This is a genomic window from Agromyces cerinus, assembly GCF_016907835.1.
GTDB lineage: Bacteria > Actinomycetota > Actinomycetes > Actinomycetales > Microbacteriaceae > Agromyces > Agromyces nitratus.
Map to the genome: position 1 here is coordinate 600,393 of NZ_JAFBCT010000001.1, position 21,278 is coordinate 621,670.

The window sequence follows — 21,278 nt, forward strand, 5'->3', positions numbered from 1 at the left end:
CTGTGCGATGGCGGGTCGGTGGATGGGGAAGCGGTGGGAGCGTCAGCCGAGTTCTCGCGCGATGGCGTCGGCGGTCTCGCGCATCGCGGGCAGGTGCGCCCGCAACCGGTCGAGGTCGGCGACCATGCGGATCGCCGTGACCGAGAGCGCGCCGACGATGCCGAGCGAGCTGCGGATCGGCACGGCGATGCAGTTGACGAAGTCCTCGAACTCGCGGTCGTCGGCGGCCCAGCCGCGGGAGCGCACGAGGGCGAGCTCGCGGTCGAGGCGCTCGCGCGTGGTGATGGTCAGCTCGGTGTACCGCTCCCAGGTGACCCCGGCGAGCACCGCGTCGCGGCCCGCACGGTCGAGGTCGGCGAGGATCGCCTTGCCGACTGCCGAGCAGTTGGGGATGACCGCGCGGCCGATGCGGGAGTACATGCGCACGCCCGACTCGTCTTCGGCCTTGTCGACGTAGACGATCGAGCGGTCCATGAGCGCTGCGAGGTGCACGGTGTTGCCGGTACGGCGCTGCAGCCGGCGCACGTGCTCGGCACCCGCCTCGCGCAGGTCGAGGGAGTCGAGCGCCTCCTTCGACAGGGCGGCGAGCCGGGTGCCGAGGGTGTAGCGGCCCGATGCGCGCCGGCGCACCCAACCGACCTCCTCGAGCGCCTGCAACTCCCGGAACATCGTCGACCGGTGCAGCTCGAAGGCCTCGGCGAGCTCGGCGACGGTGCGCGGGTCGGCCGCGATCGCGTCGATGATGCGGGCGGCGCGTTTCACGCTCTGCGACATGTCAGGCCTCCTCTTCTTCTGCTTCGATGCCTCGGGACCACTCGTGTACCACGGGACCAGGTATGTCGGCGGTCCGGTGCGACATGAGTGGTCCGGGACCGAGGGCGGCGGCACCAGGCGACCGACGGATGCCGCGGCCGGGCGTCGCTCCGGTGAGCGCGCCGCCCGCGAGCACGGGCACACCGGCGACGAGCACATCGTCGATGCCGACCGCGAGCCCGAGCGGCTCCCCGTAGCTCGCGGTCGCGCGCACGGCATCGGGGTCGACGAGCACGAGGTCGGCGATGCGGCCCTCGCGTACCGCGCCGCGGTCGCCGAGCCCGAACCGGGCCGCCGCGCGCGAGGAGACGAGCGCCGCGGCATCCGCCCAGCCGAGCGCGACCTGCTCGCGCACGAGCATCGAGAGGAACCGCGCGAACGAGCCGCGCGCCCGCGGGTGCGGGTGGCGGCCGATGAAGATGCCGTCGGAGCCGCCGATGGCCGCCGGGTGCGACAGGATCTCCGCGAGCCCGGTATCGCTGCGTTCGTGCTGCACGGCCATCACGGCGCCGACCTCGAGCCGCGAGGCGACGAGCACGTCGAGGGCGAAGTCGATCGCGTCGATCGAGGTGCCCGAGCGAGCGGATGCCTCGGCAGCCCCCTGCGCGATCGTGAGGCCGTGCGCCCAGTCGTACTCGGGCGCCGCGACATGGGCGAGCGTGAGCATCGACGGCCACTCCGGGCCGAGGCTCGCGGAGCGCGTGATCGTCGGGAACCACTCCCGGCGGAGCCGGGCGCGCGCCGCGGGGTCGGCGAGCTCGGCGACGACGTCGGCGGTGGGCTGCACGGTGAGGGTGGCGGGCAGGATCGGCATCGCGAGGATCGAGCAGCCGCGCGTGTACGGGTAGGCGTCGAAGGTCGCGTCGACGCCGGCGAGGTCGAGCTCGGCGACGAGCTCCCGCACGAGGTGCGGCTCGGCGTGGAAGTGCGAGACGTGCACGCGCGCACCCGAGCTGCGTGCGATCGCGGCCACCTCGGCGATGCCCGCGGCGGAGTTCGCCTCGTAGCCGCCGCGCATGTGCGAGACGTAGACGGCTCCCACTTCGGCGACGGGTGCCGCGAGGGCGGCGAGTTCCTCGGTGTCGGCGAAGATGCCCGGCACGTAGTCGAGCCCGTCGAGAGCCCGAGGGCGCCGTCGGCGAGGCCCTCGGCCACGAGGGCACGCATGCGGGCGAGCTCGGCGGGTGATGCGGCATCCGTCGACCGACCCGAGACCACGAATCGCACGGTGCCCGCTGGCACGAGCGTGCCGGCGTTCACCGCGGTGGCGCCGTCGTAGGCGGCGAGCAGGGCGGCGACCCCGCCGCCGCGATAGCCCGGGTGGCCGCCGTTGATCGCGGCGAAGTACTCGGTGGCGTAGGCGCCGTCGCCCGGGGCGTACGAGACCCCGTCCTGGCCGCCGATGACGGTCGTGACGCCCTGGCGCAGCAGGGCGAGCTGCACGTCGGAGTCGAACAGCGCGCCGTCGGCGTGCGAGTGCGCGTCGACGAAGCCGGGCATGAGCAGCCGGCCGCGGCCGTCGACGAGGTGAGCGTCGCCGGTGTCGACGGAGCCCGCCGGCGCGATGCGAGCGATGCGCTCGCCGTCGACGAGCACATCGGATGCCTCGGCGCCGACGCCGTCGGCATCGACGACGATCACGTCTCGGATGAGGATCGACACCGGGGCTCCTAGAAGAACGTGCGCACGAGCGCGACCACCCGGTCGGAACCGCCGCCCTCGACGACCGGGATGAGGCGCCACTTGTCGAACGCCGTGCACGGGTGCGAGAGGCCGAGCGACACGACCTCGCCGATGGCGAGATCGAGCGGGCCGTCGGCGCGGAGGTACGCGTGCTGGTCGTTGAGCGCGGTCACGGATGCCCCGGCGAGCTGCCGCTCGACGGCACCGGGTGCCTCGGCGACGCCGAACGGCACGGGCAGGCCCTCGTCGTAGGGGAAGTCGCGCTTGCCGCCGTCGAGCAGCGCGAGGCCCGGCTCGGGGTGCGAGACGACGCGGGCGTAGCCGCGCATCGCGGGCGTGAGCTCGCCGTCGATCGGCGAGATGCCGTGGTAGAAGCCGTCGTCGTGCAGGAGCGAGGCGCCCGAGCGGAGGATCCAGCGGGTGCCGGTGCCCTCCTCGGCGATCGCGGGCGCGAACACCTCGGCGACCAGTTCCAGGTACGCGCTGCCGCCGGCGGTGACGATGAGCTCGCCGTCGGCGAGGCCGCGTACGGCCGCGTGCACCGCGAGCATCTCGGCGAGGTAGCCGCGCACGGCGTCGAGCACCGCGGGGGAGCGATCGTGGCCGAGGCTGCCCTCGTAGCCGGCGGTGCCCGCGAGCCGCAGCACTGGCGACGCGGCGACGCGCTCGGCGATGCGCACGGCCTCGTCGACGCCGCGAGCGCCCGTGCGGCCGCCGGCCCCGCCGAGCTCGACGAGGACGTCGATCGGGCGGGGGAGTGCGAGACCTGCGAGGCCGTGCTCCATCGCCTCGACGGTCTCGACCGAGTCGACCCACGAGCGGAACGCGAAGTCGGGGTCGGCGAGTTCGCCGGCGATGAACGCGAGCGCGGCCGGCGCGACGAGCGTGTTCGCGAGCATGATCGAGGCGATGCCGAACGAGCGCGCCGTACGCACCTGTCCGGGGGTCGCGAGGGTGAGCCCGGTGGCGCCGGCGTCGAGCTGGAGCTGCCAGAGGGCCGGGGCCATCGTGGTCTTGCCGTGCGGCATGAGTTCGAGACCGCGATCGTCGCACCAGCCCTGGATCACCGAGGCGTTGTGCGCGAGCGCCCGCTCGTCGAGCGCGAGCAGCGGGGTCCAGAACTCGGCGAGCGCCGGTTCGGTCGCGAGGAACTCGCGCACCGTGAGTCCGTCGGCGCGGGCGGGCAGGCCCTTGTCTGCTGCGCTCAGCCGATCGTCGGCGAGCGCTGCGAGTCGCGTCTGCAGCGGCATCCGGAACCCCTCTCGTGTTGCAGATGTTGCAACGTGTTTGCACTGAATCTGCACACCAGACAGCATAGGGGCGTGCCTGACAATCCGCTGCCCGAAGTCGTCGCCCTCGGCGAGACCATGGCGCTCGTCGCCCCCGCGCTCGCCGAGCCGCTCGAGACCGCCGACGAGTTCCGCGTCGACTCCGCCGGTGCCGAGGCGAATGTCGCCGCCCACCTCGCGGCCCTCGGTCGTCGCGCCGCTTGGGCGGGGCGACTCGGCGACGATGCCCTCGGCCGGCGCGTCGCGCGGCACCTGCGCGACCGAGGCGTCGACACCCGCTGGGTCGAGACCGACGACGAGGCGCCGACGGGTGTCTACTTCAAGGATCCGGGTCGCGGCGTGCGGTACTACCGAGCAGGGTCGGCGGCCTCGCGCATGACGCCGTCCTTCCTCGACGGGCTCCCGCTCGACTCGGCGCGGGTCGTGCACGTGAGCGGCATCACGCCGGCGCTGTCCGCGAGCTGCGACGACCTCGTCGACGCGCTCGTCGGCCGGATCGCCGACTCGCCCGCGCTGCTGAGCTTCGACGTGAACCACCGCAGCGCTCTCTGGCAGGCCGGGGTCGCGGCCGGTCGGCTGCGCGAGCTCGCCTCCCGCGCCGACCTCGTGTTCGTGGGGCTCGACGAGGCCGAGGCGCTCTGGGGCACCGAGACCCCCGAAGCGGTGCGGGCACTGCTGCCCGAGCCGGCGCTCCTGATCGTGAAGGACGGTGCGATCGCGGCCACGGAGTTCCGCGACGGTGCGGACTCCGCGCCGACCCGGGTGCCGGCGAGGTCCGTGGAGGTCGTCGAGGCCGTGGGTGCCGGTGACGCCTTCGCGGCGGGCTATCTCGCGTCGCTGCTCAACGGAGGCGACGCGAGCGAACGCCTCGCCGCCGGACATGCCCGAGCCGTCACCGTGCTCGGCGACACCGCCGACTTCCCCCGCGCCGAAACCACCACGAGGAGCACCCGATGACCACCATCAGCAACGCCGAGTTCGACGAGATCTTCGAGGGGAAGCCGCTCATGGCGATCTTCCGGGGCATGGGCGTCGAGCGGAGCCTCGAGCTCGCCGAGCGGGCATGGGGCCTCGGAATCGACGTGGTCGAGCTGCCGATCCAGACCGAGGCCGACCTCGAGGCGCTGCGCGTCGTCGCGGCGGCGGGGCGGGCCGCCGGTCGCCTCGTGGGAGCGGGCACCGTCGTGTCGGTGCGGCATGTCGAGCTCGCGGCATCCGCCGGCGCGGCCTTCACCGTGAGTCCCGGCTTCGATCCCGTCGTCTCGCGCGCCTCGGCGCAGGCCGGATTGCCGCCGATGCCGGGCGTCGCGACCGCGACCGAGGTGCAGGCCGCGATGGCTTCGGGCCTCACCTGGTTGAAGGCGTTCCCGGCGTCGCTCCTCGGCCCGGCGTGGTTCCCGGCGATGGCCGGCCCGTTCCCCGCCGCCCGCTTCGTCGCCACCGGCGGCATGGACGCCTCGAACGCGGGGGAGTTCCTTGCGCGAGGCGTGCGCGCGGTCGCCGTCGGGACGGCGCTCGAGGACCCGACGCAGTTGCCGGCCCTCGCCGCCCTGCTCGCCGAGTAGCCGGGCGTTCGAGCGATCGAAGCGCGGTGCCGACCTGGTCGGCACCGCGCTTTCGTCGTCTCCGGGCCGAAACGCGTGGGAAACGCGGCTGGAACAGAAACTGAATGACTTGTTTCTAGTTACTATCTTTTCTGTTAGGGTCGCTTCCAGTACGCGTGAGCACCGAGATCCTGCACGCGGCGAACTGCACCACCTTCCACGCAACGAAGCACGAGAGGAATGCCGGAGATGACTCGAACCAAACGCTCCTTCGCGGTGGCACTCGCCGCCGGAGCGGCCGCGATCGCCCTGGGAATGACCGGATGCACCCCGTCGGCAGGAGGGGGCGGCGACGACGCCTCTGTCCTCCGCGTCTGGGCGGGCAGCGCCACCCCGATCAACAACAACTTCAACCCGTTCGCCGTCGACACGGCCGTGCACGCGACGTTCGGCGTGATCTACGAGCCGCTGTTCTTCTTCAACCAGCTCTCGGCCGATGCGCCCGTCGGGCTCATCGGCGACAGCTACGAGTACAGCGAAGACGGCCGCACGCTCACCGTCACGATCAAGCCCGACCTCAAGTGGAGCGACGGCGACGACCTCACCGCCGACGATGTCGCCTTCACCTTCGGGTACGGCTCGAACAAGTCCGAGCAGTTCGTCTCGGCCGAGGCGACCGACGCCACCACCGTCGTGGTCACCTACACCGAACCGCAGTTCACGAGCGCCTCGCTCACGCTCGGTTCGACGTACATCATCCCCGAGCACATCTGGGCCGACATCGACGACTTCATGGCCGAGACGAACCCCGAGCCCGTCGGCTCCGGCCCGTACGTGCTGAAGAGCTTCTCCGATGCGGCCTACACGGTCGAGGCGAACGAGCTCTTCCGCGACGGCGCGCCCGCCGTGACCGAGGTGCAGTACCTCGGCCTCGACTCGAACCAGTCGTCGCAAGACCTCCTGACGACCGGCAAGATCGACTGGGTCGGCCAGTTCATCGCGAACCCCGACGCCGTCACCGGCGAGGGGAACATCACGACGCTGAACCTCCAGCAGGACCCGACGACGATCACGACCTGCGCGAACGCCGATCTCGGGTGCGAGGGTGCGCAGACCGACCCGGCCGTGCGCCAGGCGATCGACGTCGCGATCGACCGCGCAACGATCGCCGACAAGGCCTTCGCCGGACTCGCGGGCGAGTCCTCGCCGTCGTTCACCCTCCAGCCGCGCGATGAGCAGTGGCTGAGCGACCCCGAGCTCGCGACGAGCCCGCAGGCGGCGAACGCGGCAGAGGCGGGCGCGATCCTCGAGGCCGCCGGCTACACGAAGGATGCCGACGGGTTCTACGGCACGGGCGGCACGGCCTTCGAGATCGACCTGTTCTCGCCCGACGGCTGGACCGACTACAACGACGCGGCCAAGCTCATCTCCGAGCAGGCCGCCGATGCGGGCATCCGCATCAACGCCCGCACCGTCTCCGACGCCGAGTACTGGACGCCGATCCAGTCGGGCGACTTCCAGATGGCGCTCTACGGCCTCACGCAGAGCCTCGTCGCCGACCCGTACTCGAACTACCACGAGTACTTCGCCGGCACCTCGACCGCGAAGGTCGGCGAGACCCCGCTCGTCGGCCAGAACTACGCGCGCTACTCGAACCCGGTCGTCGACGGGGCCGTGCTCGCGGCCGGCGCGACGCAGGACGTCGCGACGAAGCAGGCGGCCTACGCGACCATCCAGGCCGAGATCGCACGCGACCTCCCGTACATCCCGGTGGTGCTGAACGCCTCGCAGTCGTTCTTCAACACCGAGAAGTTCAGCGGATGGCCGAGCGAGGGCGACCTGTACGCCGCGCCGCTGCCGTACCTGGCGGTGGCCAACGCGGTCGTGCTCTCGCACCTCACCCCGGCGAAGTAGGCCGCCGGTCCCATGGAACGAACCCTTCCGAACTCGAGGACGGCAGTGGCATGAGCTTCTACCTTCGGCGGGTCGCCTTCTACCTGGTGACCCTCTGGGCGGCGATCTCGCTCAACTTCCTGCTCCCGCGGCTCCTGCCGGGCGACCCCGCCGCCATCATGCTCGGCAAACTCCGGCGCGCCAGCGGCGGGCGCCCGCTCTCCGAGGAGACGATCGAGGCGATCACCTCGATCCTCGGCGCCGGGAAGGACATGTCCCTCTGGGACCAGTACGTGGCGTACTGGGGCCGGCTGCTTCAGGGAGACCTCGGCGTCTCCTCCACGAGGTATCCGGCCTCGGTCGCCGATCTCATCGCGGCGGCCCTGCCGTGGACGATCATCCTGGTCGGTGTCGCGACCGTCATCTCCTTCCTGCTCGGCATCATCGTCGGCGCATGGGTGGGGTGGCGGCGCGGCACCGCGCTCGACCACCTGGTGCCGGTCACCACGGTCTTCCAGTCCATCCCGTACTTCTGGCTCGCCCTCGTGCTCGTCGCGGTGTTCTCGGTGCAGCTGGGCTGGTTCCCGATCGTCGGCGGGTACGACGTCTTCGAGTTCCCGGCCGGCCCCGAGCCCACCTGGGCGTTCGTCGGCAGCGCGATCTACCACGCCATCCTCCCGGCGACCACGATCGTGCTCTCGTCGGTCGGCGGCTGGCTCCTCGGCATGCGCAACATGATGGTGTCGACGATGTCGGAGGACTACGTCGTCACCGCCGAGGCGAAGGGGCTCACGCCGCGCCGGGTGCGCACGAGGTACGCCTCGCGCAACGCCGCCATCCCGAGCCTCGCCGGGTTCGGCATCGCCCTCGGCTTCGTCGTCGCCGGCTCCATCGTCATGGAGCAGGTGTTCAGCTACCCGGGCATCGGCAAGCTCATGATCCAGGCGGTGCAGGGCCTCGACTACGCGCTCATGCAGGGCGTCTTCCTCGTGATCACGCTCACCGTGCTGGCCGCCAACTTCTTCATGGACCTCATCTACGGCTTCATCGACCCGAGGGTGCGACACAATGGATGACTCCCAGCCCACCCTCGATCGCGCCGACGACGCCTACGCCACCGGCGACGACGCGCCGTTCCAGTCGCCCGTCTCCGCCGAGGCGGTGCGCGAGACGACCCGCGAGGCGACCGCCACCGCCGCGGTCGCGGCAGCACGTGCGACGCGCGGCGGCCGGTTCCGGCACATCCTGCCGAGCCGCTCCGGCAAGCTCATCACCGGCGTCGTGATCGTCGGCCTCATCACACTGTTCGGCATCTTCGGCCCGATGATCGCCCAGCCGCCCCGCGACTCGAGCAACGAGGCCCTGCAGCCGCCGTCGGCCGAGCACTGGCTCGGCACGACCAAGCTCGGCTACGACGTGTTCTCGCAGCTCGCCTGGGGCACGCAGGGCTCGCTCTTCATCGGCCTCGTCGCCGGCCTCGTCGCCCTCTTCCTCGCCGTCGTCTTCGGCGTGTTCGCCGGCTACTTCGGCGGCGTGCTCGACGAGGTGCTCACGCTCTTCACGAACATCGTGCTCGTCATCCCCGGCCTGCCCGTCGTCATGGTGATCGCCGCCTACGTGCAGACCGCCGAGGGCCTCGGGCCGCTGGCCCGAAGCTCCCTCCTCGTCGCACTCGTGCTCGGCATCACGGGCTGGGCGGGCTCCGCCGTGGTGCTGCGAGCCCAGGCGCGCTCACTGCGCACCCGCGAGTACGTCGCCGCGGCCCGTGTCGCGGGCGAGAAGCCCGGGCGCATCATCTTCGTCGAGATCCTGCCGAACCTCGTGCCGCTGCTCGCGGCCCAGTTCATCTTCGGCGTCATCTTCGCGGTGCTCGGCGAGGCCGGCCTCTCGTACCTCGGCCTCGGGCCGACCGGGTCGATCACCCTCGGCACGATGCTGAACGACGCCCAGACGGGGCAGGCCGTCGGCACCGGCGCCTGGTGGTGGTTCGTGCCCCCTGGCCTCATCATCGCCGCGCTCGGCGCCGGACTCTCCCTCATCAACTTCGCGATCGACGAGGTCGTGAACCCGAAGCTCAGGCTCGCGCCTGAGAACGCGAAGCGCCAGCGCCGGGCCGCGAAGGCAGGCAAGGGCGTCGCCGACGCCGGAGCATTCGCATGAACGCCAACGCCAACGCCATGAACGTCGCCGCGCTCGGCGAGCCCGTGCTCACCGCCCACAACCTCTCGATCGAGTACGAGGTCGATCCGCCGGTGAAGGCCGTGCGCGGCGCGTCGATCACGCTGCACCGCGGCGAGATCCTCGGGCTCGCGGGGGAGTCGGGCTGCGGCAAGACGACCCTCGCCTACGGGCTCAACCGGCTGCTCAAGGCCCCGGCGCTCATGACCGGCGGCGAGGTCGTGTTCCACGATGCATCCGGTGACGACATCGACATCGTCGCGCTCGACGGCGAGGCGCTGCGCAGGTTCCGCTGGAACAAGGTGTCGATGGTCTTCCAGGGCTCGATGAACTCGCTGAACCCCGTCATGAACGTGCGCAAGCAGTTGCACGACGTGTTCACGACCCATCGGCCGGGCATGAAGCGCGCCGAGCGCGAGGCCAGGAGCGCCGAGCTGCTGACCCTCGTCGGCGTCGATCCCACGCGACTCTCGAGCTTTCCGCACGAGCTGTCGGGCGGCATGCGCCAGCGCGTCATGATCGCGATGGCGCTCGCCCTCGACCCGCAGGTGATGATCATGGACGAGCCGACCACGGCGCTCGACGTCGTCGTGCAGCGTGGGATCATCCGCGAGATCATGCGACTGCGCGAGCGCCTCGGCTTCGCCGTGGTCTTCATCACGCACGACCTGCCGCTCCTCATCGAGATCAGCGATCGCATCGCGATCATGCTCGACGGCGAGATCATCGAGCAGGGCGATGCCGAGCAGATCTACCGGGCGCCGGAGCATCCGTACACCAGGCGGCTGCTCTCGAGCTTCCCGAGCCTGCGCGGCGATCGCGGCGACTTCATCCGCACGGGCGCGGCAGCGGGAGGTGCGGCATGAGCGGGCAGGCGACGGCGATGGCGACCCTCGAGGCGCGCAACCTGGTGAAGGACTTCCGGCTGCGCAGCGGCACCAAGGTGCGCACGCTCCATGCGGTGAAGGATGTCTCGTTCACCCTCGAGCCGGGTCGCACGATCGCCCTCGTGGGCGAGAGCGGCTCGGGCAAGTCGACGATCGCACGCATGATGGCCAAGCTCGAGACGCCGACGTCGGGCGAGGTGCTGCTCGACGGGCGCACGAGCGCGACCCGCGGCGGCGGGCTCGCCCGGTACCGGCGCGACGTGCAGATGGTCTTCCAGGACCCGTTCAGCTCGCTGAACCCGTTCCACCCGATCCTGCACCACCTGGAGCGGCCGCTGCGCATCCACAACCCGCGGCTCTCGTCGCGGCAGATCCGCGAGCGCGCCGAGGAGCTGCTCGAGCGCGTGCGCCTCTCGCCGGCGGCGAGCTTCGCCGATCGTCGGCCGCACGAGCTCTCGGGCGGTCAGCGGCAGCGCGTCGCGATCGCCCGTGCGCTCGCCCCCGGGTCGCGGTTCATCATCGCCGACGAGCCGGTGTCGATGCTCGACGTGTCGATCCGCCTCGGCGTGCTGAACCTGCTCGCCGAGCTGCAGCGGCAGGAGCACCTCGGCGTGCTCTACATCACGCACGACCTCGCGACCGCGCGGCACTTCTCCGACGAGATCCTGGTGATGTACCGCGGGGAGATCGTCGAGCGCGGGCCGAGCGAGCAGGTGATCCTCGATCCGCAGCACGAGTACACGAAGACGCTGCTCGAGGCCGCCGCCGACCCGGATCGACTCGGGCGACTGCGCGACGATGTGCGGAACGGCGGGTGAGGCGCCAATCAGTAAAGATTCCTTGCAGATAGAGTGACCACGAACACGAAACGAGAGAGGCGGACTGCCGTGAACCAGATCGACCCGGGCACCCCCACGTGGCTCGCGGCGCGCAACGACCGCACCGCCTTCCGACTCCTGCTCGAACACGGTCCGCTCACCCGGTCGCGACTCGGCGAGCTCACCGGGCTCTCGAAGCCCACCGCATCGCAGATGCTGGCCCGCCTCGAGCGGGTCGGCCTGATCCGGCCGGTCGGCGAGCGGTCGGGCGGCCGGGGGCCGAACGCGATCACCTACGGAGTGCGCACCGATCGCATCACGGGCGTCGCGATCTCGATCCTCGACCGTGCCATCCAGGCGGTCGTGGTCGATGCCGTCGACCACGACCACCCGATCGTGCAGATCGCGACCGATGGGCACGAGCGTTCCCCTGAGGACGATGTGCGCGCCGCTGTTCGGGCGGCCTGCGCCGAGGCCGGCATCGACGAGAGCACCGTCAGCCGCGTCGTGATCGGCGTGCAGGCCGCGTTCTTCGTCGACGGCGACGAGCTCTCGTTCACCGACACCCTGCCCGGGTGGCCCGAGATCGGATCGCGGGCCCGCATCGAGCAGGAGCTCGGCCTCCAGGTGACGATCGACAACGACGTCAACCTCGCGACGATGGCGGAGCGCTCGTCGGGCGCGGCGCAGCAGGCGGCGAGCTTCGCCCTGTTCTGGATCGGCGACGGTCTCGGCGTCGGCCTCGACCTCGGCGGGGTCGTGCACCGCGGCGCCTCGGGCGGGGCGGGCGAGATCGGCTACCTCGCGGTGCCGCGGACGGCGGCTCCGCTCGCCCCCGCGGCGAACGACTTCACCGACCTGCTCGGCGGGCCGGCCGTCGCCCGCCTCATCGGCGGCGGCGACGACGAGACGCTCGCCGAGGTGCTGCCCCGACTCGCCGCCGACGACGACGCCCTGTCGGCCCTCGCCGACCGCGTGATCCTCGCCGTCAACCCGCTGCTGGCGATCCTCGATCCCTCGATGATCGTGCTCGGCGGGCCCACGGGCACCGCCGGCGGTGCCCGCCTCGCCGAGCTCGTCGCCGAGCGCGTCGACCCGGCGGCGCACCCGAAGCTCGCGATGCGCACGAGCGGCACCGGCGCCCAGCCGGTGCTCCTCGGCGCGCGCCAGCAGCTCGTCGAGCAGATCCGCGACCACCTCGAGGCGGACATCTCGCTCGCCACCTGACTCGGCCGCAGAGAGCGGATGCCACGGGGCATCCGCCGCCCGGCCACCGACCCTTCGCTCCGCGCTCGTGCGCGGGGCGCACCACGCACGGAATTGAGGACTGATGAAGCTCGCCATCGTCGGCGGAGGCTCGACCTACACGCCCGAACTCATCGACGGGTTCGCACGTCTGCGCGACACGCTGCCGCTCGAGGAGATCCGCCTCGTCGACCCCGATGAGCACCGTCTCGCGCTCGTCGCTGGCATGTCGCAGCGCATGCTCGAGCACGCCGGGCACCCCGCGAAGGTGGTCGGCACGACCGACCTCGTCGCCGGTGTCGCCGATGCCGATGCCGTGCTCATCCAGTTGCGGGTCGGCGGGCAGGACGCCCGTCACGCCGACGAGACCTGGCCGCACGAGGTCGGATGCATCGGCCAGGAGACGACCGGGCCCGGCGGCCTCGCGAAGGCGCTGCGCACCGTGCCCGTGGTGCTGCGCATCGCCGACGTCGTGCGGGCGCATGCGAAGCCCGACGCCTGGATCGTCGACTTCACGAACCCCGTCGGCATCGTCACGCGTGCCCTGCTCGAGGCGGGCCACCGCGCCGTCGGCCTCTGCAACGTCGCGATCGGCTTCCAGCGCCGCTTCGCCTCGCTCTTCGACGTCGACCACGACCGGGTGAGCCTCGGCCATGTCGGCCTCAACCACCTGACGTGGGAGCGGAGCGTCGTCATCGACGGCGCCGACCGGCTGCCCGGGCTGCTCGAGCACCGACTCGGCGTACTCGCCGAAGAGGTGCACCTGGCGCCCGCGCTCATCGCACAACTCGGCGTCGTGCCCTCGTACTACCTGCGCTACTACTACGCGCACGACGAGGTGCTGCGCGAGCAGCTCCACGAGCCCACGCGGGCCGAGGCGGTGCGCGCGATCGAGCGCGAGCTGCTCGAGATCTACGCCGACCCGACCCAGCACGAGAAGCCCGCGGCACTCGAGGGGCGCGGCGGCGCCTTCTACTCCGAGGCGGCGATCGAGCTGCTCGCGGCGATGCGCGACGGCGCGAGCCGCTCGCGGGTGGTCAACCTGCGCAACGACGGCGTGCTGCCGTTCCTGCCCGACGACCACGTCATCGAGGTGCCGGCGGTGTTCCGCGACGGGGGATTCGTCGCAGAACCGGTCGCGCCGCTGCCCGACGACATCCGCGGCCTCATCGCCGGTGTCGCCGGCTATGAGCGCCTCGCGCTCGACGCAGCGGTGCACGGCGGTCGCGACCGCGTGCTCCGTGCGATGCGCGCGCACCCGCTCGTGCTGCAGCATGACCGGGCCGAGCAGCTCACCGACCTGCTCATGGCCGAGAACGCCCCGTTCCTGGAGTGGGCTCGATGAGCGGCGTGATCGTCGCCGTCGACGGCGGCGGCTCGAAGACCGACGCCGTCGCGCTCACGATCGACGGCGAGCTCGTCGCCCATGAACGCGGCGCCGGCTCGAGCCCGCACTTCGAAGGGCTCGGCGAGGCGGTCGCCGTCGTCGACGAACTCGTGCGCGCCGTGGCGGGGGAACTGCCCGTCGCCCACGCGGGGCTCTACGTCTCGGGCCTCGACCTGCCCGTCGAGGTCGACCAGTACTCCGCCGCGATCGCGGGCTTCACGTGGGCGGGGTCGTCGACCGTCGTCGCCAACGACCTCTACGCCGTGCTTCGCGCGGGCACCGACGAACCCGACGCCGTGGCGATCGTCTGCGGCACGGGCGTGAATGCGGTCGGTGTGCGCGCCGACGGCGCCGACGTGCGCTTCCCCTCGCTCGGCGCCCTCTCCGGCGACTGGGGCGGCGGCAGCGGCATCGGCGAGCAGGTGCTGTGGCACGCCGCGAGGGACGTCGACGGCCGGGGGCCGCACACGGCGCTCACCGCGGCGATCGTCGAGCAGCTCGGCGTCGAGTCGGTGCCCGCCCTCATCGAGGACCTGCACTTCGGCCGGCGCGACTCGAGCGAGCTGACCGCGCTCGCGCCCGCGGTCTTCGGCGCCGCACGAGCGGGCGATGCAGTGGCGGCGGGACTCGTCGATCGTCAGGCCGAGGAGATCGTGGCGTTCGCCCGCGCCTGCGTGACGCGACTCGGGCTCGCCGATCGTGCCGTTCCGATCGTGCTCGGCGGCGGCATCCTGCGTTCGGGCGACGAACGTCTCATCGGCGGCATCACCTCGGGTCTGGCCGCCGTGGCTCCACGGGCCCGCATCGAGATCCTCGATGCGTCGCCGATCGTCGGAGCCGCGCTGCTCGCGCTCGATCGGGTGGGCGCGACCGCCGAGGCGCTCGACCGGGCGCGCGACGCGGTCACGCGGGCGACGCGGATGACGCAGGCCGCTGTCGAGCGCGAGGCGGCGCCCGTCGCGCGCTGACCGCGCGGCGCGGGCGAGCCGTCGAGCTTTCGGGGATCAGGCCTCTCGGCCGAGGCGGCGCACGGCGACGTCCTGGTGGGCGAGTCGCCGGAGCGCGAGCAGCACCGGTTCGTAGAGCGCGGTGCCGAGCACCGTGTACTCGACGGCGGCGTGCGGCTCAGGAGGCATCCGCTCGAGGTCGTAGGCGGCGAGGTCTGCGGCTGCGCTGCCGTAGCGGGCGAGGCGTTCGGGCGTGATCGGCATGCCCGCGTCGGCGGCTGCGGCGAGCGCGCCCTCGAGCTGCGCGACCGCGGCGAACCCGGGGTCGTAGACCTGACCGAGTGCCTCGAGTGCGGCGCGCGCACGCGGATACGGGTCGTCGTCACCCGCGGGCTCTGCGCCGTCGGGCGGCAGCGCGCCGACCGCGCGACCGAGGGTGGAGTAGAGGTCGTCGCCGGGCTCGTCGACGAGCTGCAGCACGGCGCGCGCCTGCTGCACGCTGAGCCCGACCGGGCCGGTGAGCGCGCGCACCAGCCGGAGCCGGCGCAGATGGCGCTCGTCGTAGCTCGCCTGGGTGGCCGAGGTAGCGGTACCCGGCTGCAGCAGGCCCTCGCGGAGATAGAACTTCACGGTCGCGACCGGCAGGCCGGCCTCGGCGGCGAGTGCGGAGATGCGCATGCGGGATCCCTTGCATTGGATAGTGCAACTCTCTAATATTGGAGAGTACCACTATCCAATCACGATCCACGCGACGAAGGGACCGGCCATGCCGTCCGCACCTGATCTCATCCTCATCGGCGTCCTCCTGCTCGCCCTCGTCACGGTCGAGAGCGGCGGCTACTTCCTCACCCGCGTGGTGCGGGGGCTGGCGCCCGCGAACCGGCTGCAGACGAACTTCTTCCGAGCGGGCCACGCGCACGCGGCCGTGCTGCTCGTGCTCTCGATGGTGATCCTCTCGGTCGTCTCCTACGCCGCACTCGACGGGTTCTGGCTCTGGCTCGCCCGACTCGGTGCGCCGATCGCGGCGATCCTCATGCCCGCCGGCTTCTTCCTCTCGGTGCTCGGCCGCGAGCCCGAGAAGCCGAACCGGCTCATCGCGCTCCTCTGGATCGGCGCCGCCTCGCTCACCGCCGGGCTCATCGCAGCCGGCGTCGGCCTCATCGCGGGCGGCGTCGCGGCCCTCTGAACGAACCGGATGGGTGCGAGACGAGCCCGACCGGCGTAGCGTCGGCGCATGGCCATTCCGCAGCGCTTCTCACTCGTCACGCTCGGCGTCGCCGACGTCGAGGCCGCGACGGCGTTCTACCGCAGGCTCGGCTGGCGCGAGGCGCCGTCGTCGGTCGACGGCGACATCGCCTTCTTCGCCACACCCGGCGGCGTGCTCGCCCTCTGGGAGACCGCCGAGCTCGCGAAGGATGCCGCGCTCCCGACCATGCACGCGAACGCCCCGGGCTTCCGCGCGGTCGCGCTCGCGATCAACCTCGCCTCGCGCGAGGAGGTCGACGATGCCGTGGGCGACTGGGTGCTCGCGGGCGGCTCGATCTCCAAGGCGGCAGCGGAGACCGAGTGGGGCGGCTACAGCGGCTACGTCGCCGACCCCGACGGCAACCTGTGGGAACTCGCGCACAACCCGTCGTGGCCGCTCGACGAGCGGGGCCTGCCGGTGCTCCGCGGAGCCTGAACACCGCTGGTCGGGGGCACCATCCACGGCATCTACACTGGAATCCGTGACTTCAGAGGAAACCGTCGACGTCGTGCTGATCGGCGGGGGCATCATGAGCGCGACTCTCGGCTCCCTGCTCTCGCAACTCCAACCCGATTGGACGATCCGCGTCTACGAGCGACTCGGCGAGGTCGCACAGGAGTCGTCGAACGCGTGGAACAACGCGGGCACCGGCCATGCAGCGCTCTGCGAGCTCAACTACATGCCCGAGAACCCCGACGGCACGGTCAGCGCCGACAAGGCCGTCTCGATCAACGAGCAGTTCCAGATCAGCCGGCAGTACTGGTCGTACCTCGTCGAGCACGGCGCGCTGCCCGAACCGCACAACTTCATCAACACCGCGCCGCACATGACGTTCGTCAAGGGCAAGGCGAACATCGAGTACCTGAAGAAGCGCGTCGCCGCCCTCCAGGGCCAGCCGCTCTTCGAAGAGTTCGAGTTCACGGAGGACCTCGAGCGCATCGCCGAGTGGACCCCGCTCCTCGCGAAGAAGCGCAACCCCAAGGTGCGCGTCGCCGCGACCCGGACCGAGGCGGGCACCGACGTCGACTTCGGCGCGCTGACCCGATTCCTGCTCGGCGACATCGAGCGCCGCGGCGCCGAGATCGCGACGAACCACCAGGTCACCCGGCTCAAGCGCCAGAAGGACGGCACCTGGAAGCTGCGTCTGCGCCACCTCGTCGGCAACACCCCGAAGACCGTCAACGCGCGATTCGTCTTCGTCGGCGCCGGCGGCGGCGCCCTCGCACTGCTGCAGCACTCGGGCATCCCCGAGGCCAAGGGCTTCGGCGGCTTCCCGATCTCGGGCCAGTTCTTCCGCACGACGAACCCGAAGATCGTCGCCCAGCACCACGCGAAGGTCTACGGCAAGGCCGCGAAGGGCGCTCCGCCGATGTCGGTGCCGCACCTCGACACCCGTGTCGTCGACGGTGAGACCGCCCTGCTCTTCGGGCCCTACGCCGGCTTCACGCCGAAGTTCCTGAAGACCTCGACGTGGTTCGACCTGCCGTTCTCGATCCGCCTGCACAACCTCGGTCCGATGATCCAGGTGGGCCTCAAGAACTTCGACCTCGTGAAGTACCTCGTCTCCGAGCTGCTCGCCTCGCGCGACAAGAAGCTCGCAGCGCTCCGCGAGTTCATGCCCACCGCCAAGAGCGAGGACTGGGAGCTCATCACCGCCGGCCAGCGCGTGCAGGTCATGAAGAAAGATCCTGAGAAGGGCGGCGTGCTGCAGTTCGGCACCGAGGTCATCACGGGTGCCGACGGCACGATCGCCGGCCTCCTCGGCGCATCGCCCGGTGCTTCGACGGCTGCGCCGATCATGCTCGACGTTCTGTCGCGCTGCTTCCCCGACCGCATGGCCGAGTGGGAGCCGAAGCTGCGCGAGATGATCCCGAGCTACGGCACGAAGCTCTCGAGCGACCCCGAGGCGGCCGCCGCCTCGCTCGCCGCCACGGCGAAGGTGCTCGACCTCACCGCCTGACGACATCGACATCGATGGTCTCGACGGGCTCGACGGGCTCGACGGGCTCGACGAGCAGAGGTGTGCGGGTCGAGGTTGTCGAAACCCGGCGAGCTCTGGTACCGTCGTACCCGCTATGAAGTGAGCACACACCCTCGTCCCGCGCCTGAGGCGCCGTAGACATCGGGTGTGCCCACGGTTCTGATCAGGCCGTGTCGAACGCGACAGCGTCGGCGTGCACCCATCCACGGCAATGCCCGGCGGGATCCTCTCCGCTCCCGGGCGGTCGTCGGCGCCGCGCGCCCGCGTGCCGCCGGCTCGGTGCATCGTGCTCGCAGCACGCGCGCCGCGGCATCCGACGGCCGCCCGGGGGCATACGCGCAAAGGGCGTACCGCATGGCTGTATCCGTCATCCATTCCCACCATCTCCGCGTCGACGGGCTCTCCGTCTCGTATCCCGATCGACGCGTGTTCTCCGACCTCGGCTTCGCGGTCCCACCGGGCCAGCGGCTCGGTCTCATCGGCGAGAACGGGGCGGGCAAGTCCACGCTGCTCCGGCTCATGGCCGGCGAGTCCGAGCGAGCGGATGCCGCGGCATCCGTCGGCTCGGAGGCCGGGGAAGCCCGAGTCGCGGCCTTCGTCGGCTCGGAGGCGACGACCTCGGGTCGCATCACCCGGCCGCGGCGCACCGCCCTGCTCGCCCAGGAGCTGCCATTCGGCCCCGAGGAGCGCATCGGCGAGGTGCTCGAGGCCGCCCTCGCCGAGGTGCGGGCGGTCGAGCGCGAGCTCGATGCCGCAGCTGAGGCGCTCGGCGCCGCCGACTCCGCAGCCGCAGCCGCCCGATACTCGGCGGCACTCGACGCAGCCGAACGCGCCGACGTGTGGAGCGCCGAGGCGCGCCGCGACGAGCTGCTCGACGGGCTCGGTGTCGGCGACCTCGGCCTCGACCGTCGCGTCGACGAGCTCTCGGGCGGACAGCGCTCGCGGTTCGCGCTCGCTGCGCTGCTGCTCCGTGCGCCCGATGCGCTCCTGCTCGACGAACCGACGAACCACCTCGACGACGCCGCAGCGGCGTTCCTCGAGGATCGGCTGCGCGCGTGGCGCGGCCCGGTCGTCTTCGCGAGCCACGACCGGGCGTTCCTCGACCGGGCGGCCACGGGGCTGCTCGACCTCGACCCCGGGCGGGCGGGCGCGCTCGCGCTCGCCGGTGCACCATCCGCGCCCGGAATGCAGGACGTCGCGCCCGACCGGTCGCTCGCTGCTGCGGGCGGTGCCGTCTTCGGCGGCGGCTTCAGCGAGTTCCTCCAGGTGAAGGCCGACGAGCGCGAGCGCTGGCAGCGCCAGTACGACGACGAGCAGGAGGAGTTGCGGCGACTCCGCATCGGCTTCGCCGAGACCGCCCGCGCGGTCTCGCACAACGCGCCCATCTCCGACAGGAACAAGATGGCGTTCGGGCGCCGTGGCGATCGCGTCGAGCAGCAGGTGAGCCGGCGGGTGCGGAACGCCTTGCTCAGGCTCGAGAGCCTCGAGCGCGAGCAGGTGCCGAAACCGCCCGTGCCGCTCGTCTTCGCGGGCATCCCGTCTGGTTCGCACGCGTTCGACGAGGAGTCCGGCCTGCTGCTGCAGCTGTCGGAGGTCGTCGTCGACGGCCGCCTCTCCCTCGAAGGGCTGCACGTGGCACCGCTCACGAGGTTGCTCGTGACGGGGGCGAACGGCGCGGGCAAGTCGACGCTCCTGAACGTGCTCGCGGGCGCGCAGCGCGTCGACCGCGGCACCGTGCACCGGCGCAAGGGGCTGCGCGTGCAGCTGCTCGAGCAGGACGTGCGGTTCGCCGACCCCGCCGCCTCGCCGCGCCGGCTGTACGAGCGCGCGCTCGGCGAGCGGCGGGCGGAGCAGGTGCCGCTCGGCAGTCTCGGCCTGATCGCCCCGCGCGACGAGTCGCGCCCGGTCGGCGCGCTCTCGGTCGGGCAGCAGCGACGGCTCGCGCTCGCGCTCGTGATCGCGAGACCGCCGCACGTGTTCCTGCTCGACGAGCCGACGAACCACCTCTCGCTCGGGCTCGCCACCGACCTCGAGGATGCGCTCGGAGCGTATCCCGGCGCCGTCGTCATCGCGAGCCACGACCGGTGGCTGCGGCGGCGTTGGGCGGGTGAGTCGATCGAGCTCGCGGCGGGCAGCAGGGTGCCGGCCGGCGCGCTCCGGTGAACCGAGCGGATGCCGCGGGGCGCGTGTCGCCGCGGCATCCGCTTGCTTCTCATTCGAACATGTGTTCGAATACCGGTATGCGGTGGAGCGGGCAGGAGCTGGGCATCGAGCAGTCGGGCGCCCTGCCCGGGCTCGCGAAGCTCAACAACCTCGTGCGCTCGGTGCAGACGCCCGACTTCGCAGGCGTCACGTTCCACGAGGTGCTCGCGAAGTCCGCGCTCAATCGCGTGCCCGGCCAGTCGGCGATGCCGTTCGGGTGGACCATCAATCCCTATCGGGGATGCACCCATGCGTGCGCCTATTGCTTCGCTCGGCCGACGCACACCTATCTCGACCTCGATGCCGGTGACGACTTCGATCGGCAGATCATCGTGAAGGTCAACGTCGCCGAGGTGCTGCGACGCGAACTCGCGAAGCCGTCGTGGCGGCGCGAACCCGTGGCCCTCGGCACCAACACCGACCCCTATCAACGTGCAGAGGGCCGCTACGCGCTCATGCCGGGCATCATCGAGTCGCTCGCGGAGAGCGGCACGCCGTTCAGCATCCTCACCAAGGGCACGCTGCTGCGTCGCGACCTGCCGCTCCTCGTCGAGGCCGCCGCGCACGTGCCCGTCGACGTCGCGATGTCGATCGCGATCTACGACGACGAACTGCAGCATTCCGTCGAACCCGGCACCCCGAGCACGAAGGCGCGTCTCGCGACCGTCACCGCGGTTCGCGATGCAGAGCTCGACTGCTCGGTGTTCCTGATGCCGATCCTGCCGTTCCTCACCGACACGAAGGCCCATCTCGACGAGGCGTTGCGCTCCGTGAAGGCGGCCGGCGGCACGAGCGTGCTCTACTCCGCCCTGCATCTGCGCGGTGCGGTGAAGCCGTGGTTCATGCAGTGGCTCGAGCGCGCCCACCCCGAGCTCGTGCCGAAGTACCGCTCGATGTACTACGGCACCAACGCCTATGCACCGAAGGCCTACCGGCAGTGGCTCGGCCAGCGGATTCGGCCGTTGATCAGGGCGCACGGCCTCGACCATGGTCGCGAAGACCCGGTCACCGGGGGAGTGCGCTCCTCCGCGCTCGCGGGCGCATCGGCCGGCGGCGATCGTGCCCCGGGGCGTGCGCGCCTGGTCGCTGCCGGTGGCCGGCTCCCCGAGTCGCTGAGCCTCCCGCCCGATCCGTCGGCCCTGTTCTGACCGCGTCGTCCCCGCGA

20 protein-coding genes are annotated in these 21,278 nt (G+C 71.6%); 16 read left to right on the forward strand and 4 right to left on the reverse strand.

What is annotated here, in order from left to right:
• Window positions 1-42: 42 nt before the first annotated feature.
• A complete protein-coding gene (locus JOE59_RS02805; protein WP_179550770.1) occupies window positions 43-774 on the reverse strand; it encodes an IclR family transcriptional regulator in 732 nt (243 codons plus the stop codon).
• Between the two features lies 1 nt (window position 775).
• On the reverse strand, window positions 776-1,915 hold the full coding sequence (locus JOE59_RS19050) for an amidohydrolase family protein (protein ID WP_307836924.1): 1,140 nt from the start codon (window positions 1,913-1,915) through the stop codon (window positions 776-778).
• Between the two features lie 218 nt (window positions 1,916-2,133).
• Here JOE59_RS19050 and JOE59_RS19185 point away from each other — a divergent pair, with 218 nt between their 5' ends.
• On the forward strand, window positions 2,134-2,487 hold the full coding sequence (locus JOE59_RS19185) for a hypothetical protein (RefSeq protein ID WP_374191110.1): 354 nt from the start codon (window positions 2,134-2,136) through the stop codon (window positions 2,485-2,487).
• Here JOE59_RS19185 and JOE59_RS02815 read toward each other — a convergent pair.
• Window positions 2,484-3,746: an alanine racemase gene (locus JOE59_RS02815; protein ID WP_204458845.1), complete on the reverse strand. Its 1,263-nt coding sequence runs from the start codon at window positions 3,744-3,746 to the stop codon at window positions 2,484-2,486. The genes JOE59_RS19185 and JOE59_RS02815 overlap by 4 nt on opposite strands.
• A gap of 72 nt (window positions 3,747-3,818) precedes the next feature.
• Between JOE59_RS02815 and JOE59_RS02820 the strand changes: the two genes are divergently transcribed.
• The 10 genes from JOE59_RS02820 (at window position 3,819) to JOE59_RS02865 (ending at window position 14,705) form a co-directional block, all read left to right on the forward strand.
• Window positions 3,819-4,742, forward strand: a complete 924-nt coding sequence (locus JOE59_RS02820) for a sugar kinase (protein WP_307836925.1) — start codon at window positions 3,819-3,821, stop codon at window positions 4,740-4,742.
• Window positions 4,739-5,350 (forward strand): bifunctional 4-hydroxy-2-oxoglutarate aldolase/2-dehydro-3-deoxy-phosphogluconate aldolase, encoded by a 612-nt coding sequence (locus tag JOE59_RS02825; RefSeq protein WP_204458846.1) that lies wholly within the window; start codon window positions 4,739-4,741, stop codon window positions 5,348-5,350. The genes JOE59_RS02820 and JOE59_RS02825 overlap by 4 nt, the downstream gene beginning before the upstream one ends.
• A 228-nt stretch (window positions 5,351-5,578) precedes the next feature.
• Window positions 5,579-7,243, forward strand: coding sequence for an ABC transporter substrate-binding protein (locus JOE59_RS02830; RefSeq protein ID WP_204458847.1), 1,665 nt, complete (start codon window positions 5,579-5,581; stop codon window positions 7,241-7,243).
• Between the two features lie 50 nt (window positions 7,244-7,293).
• Entirely contained in the window at window positions 7,294-8,298 is a 1,005-nt protein-coding gene (locus tag JOE59_RS02835) for an ABC transporter permease (RefSeq protein ID WP_179550765.1), read from the forward strand.
• Window positions 8,291-9,382, forward strand: coding sequence for an ABC transporter permease (locus tag JOE59_RS02840; protein WP_204458848.1), 1,092 nt, complete (start codon window positions 8,291-8,293; stop codon window positions 9,380-9,382). Before JOE59_RS02835 ends, JOE59_RS02840 begins: the two co-directional genes overlap by 8 nt.
• Entirely contained in the window at window positions 9,379-10,266 is an 888-nt protein-coding gene (locus JOE59_RS02845) for an ABC transporter ATP-binding protein (protein ID WP_239560067.1), read from the forward strand. Before JOE59_RS02840 ends, JOE59_RS02845 begins: the two co-directional genes overlap by 4 nt.
• A gap of 17 nt (window positions 10,267-10,283) precedes the next feature.
• Window positions 10,284-11,105, forward strand: a complete 822-nt coding sequence (locus JOE59_RS02850) for an ABC transporter ATP-binding protein (RefSeq protein ID WP_204463226.1) — start codon at window positions 10,284-10,286, stop codon at window positions 11,103-11,105.
• Window positions 11,106-11,174: 69 nt separating this feature from the next.
• The gene (locus JOE59_RS02855) at window positions 11,175-12,332 is read left to right on the forward strand and encodes an ROK family transcriptional regulator (protein ID WP_204458849.1); all 1,158 of its coding nucleotides are present in this window, start codon (window positions 11,175-11,177) and stop codon (window positions 12,330-12,332) included.
• A 103-nt stretch (window positions 12,333-12,435) separates the two neighbouring features.
• Window positions 12,436-13,695: a 6-phospho-beta-glucosidase gene (locus JOE59_RS02860; RefSeq protein ID WP_204458850.1), complete on the forward strand. Its 1,260-nt coding sequence runs from the start codon at window positions 12,436-12,438 to the stop codon at window positions 13,693-13,695.
• A complete protein-coding gene (locus tag JOE59_RS02865; RefSeq protein WP_204458851.1) occupies window positions 13,692-14,705 on the forward strand; it encodes an N-acetylglucosamine kinase in 1,014 nt (337 codons plus the stop codon). Before JOE59_RS02860 ends, JOE59_RS02865 begins: the two co-directional genes overlap by 4 nt.
• Before the next feature lie 36 nt (window positions 14,706-14,741).
• On the opposite strand, the gene JOE59_RS02870 is transcribed toward JOE59_RS02865, so the two are convergent.
• Window positions 14,742-15,362: a MerR family transcriptional regulator gene (locus JOE59_RS02870; protein ID WP_204458852.1), complete on the reverse strand. Its 621-nt coding sequence runs from the start codon at window positions 15,360-15,362 to the stop codon at window positions 14,742-14,744.
• Window positions 15,363-15,450: 88 nt separating this feature from the next.
• On the opposite strand from JOE59_RS02870, the gene JOE59_RS02875 reads away from it, so the two are divergent.
• The 5 genes from JOE59_RS02875 to JOE59_RS02895 all read left to right on the forward strand — a co-directional run bounded on the left by JOE59_RS02875 (window position 15,451) and on the right by JOE59_RS02895 (window position 21,261).
• Window positions 15,451-15,870, forward strand: a complete 420-nt coding sequence (locus JOE59_RS02875) for a hypothetical protein (protein WP_204458853.1) — start codon at window positions 15,451-15,453, stop codon at window positions 15,868-15,870.
• Between the two features lie 48 nt (window positions 15,871-15,918).
• The gene (locus JOE59_RS02880; protein WP_239560069.1) at window positions 15,919-16,365 is read left to right on the forward strand and encodes a VOC family protein; all 447 of its coding nucleotides are present in this window, start codon (window positions 15,919-15,921) and stop codon (window positions 16,363-16,365) included.
• 46 nt (window positions 16,366-16,411) lie between these two features.
• Window positions 16,412-17,890: a malate:quinone oxidoreductase gene (locus JOE59_RS02885; RefSeq protein ID WP_307836926.1), complete on the forward strand. Its 1,479-nt coding sequence runs from the start codon at window positions 16,412-16,414 to the stop codon at window positions 17,888-17,890.
• A 375-nt stretch (window positions 17,891-18,265) separates the two neighbouring features.
• Window positions 18,266-20,074 (forward strand): ATP-binding cassette domain-containing protein, encoded by a 1,809-nt coding sequence (locus JOE59_RS02890; protein WP_204458854.1) that lies wholly within the window; start codon window positions 18,266-18,268, stop codon window positions 20,072-20,074.
• 77 nt (window positions 20,075-20,151) lie between these two features.
• Entirely contained in the window at window positions 20,152-21,261 is a 1,110-nt protein-coding gene (locus JOE59_RS02895; RefSeq protein WP_204458855.1) for an Rv2578c family radical SAM protein, read from the forward strand.
• The last annotated feature ends 17 nt before the right edge of the window (window positions 21,262-21,278 follow it).